The organism is Bacillus sp. AFS041924 (assembly GCF_002577195.1).
GTDB lineage: Bacteria > Bacillota > Bacilli > Bacillales > Bacillaceae_G > Gottfriedia.
This window is the reverse complement of sequence record NZ_NULG01000079.1, coordinates 1-224: the sequence shown is the minus strand read 5'-3', so window position 1 is coordinate 224 and position 224 is coordinate 1. Positions and strand designations below refer to the sequence as shown.

Genomic DNA, 224 nt, shown 5'->3' with positions numbered 1-224 from the left:
TTCAAATTAAGTCTGACGTAAAATTTCATATCTTTGAAATAGACTTTTAAGACCTTGGTTTTGCCAAAATGCATTCCCAAGTGTTCGATGAAGGATTGGGCTATTGGCGATTCGCCAATAGCCTTTTCTACTGTTTCCCCATTCGTATGCTTTATGGGTGTCAACACCTAATCCAGTTAGTTTTCTCACTCTCGTTTTAGGTCGTTTCCATTGTTTCCACAGGC

The 224-nt window shown here is 39.3% G+C and carries 1 pseudogene; it reads right to left on the bottom strand.

The features are described 5' to 3' along the window. Nucleotides 1-6: 6 nt before the first annotated feature. A pseudogene (locus COC46_RS15760) lies at nt 7-224 on the bottom strand (group II intron reverse transcriptase/maturase); the annotation flags it as partial.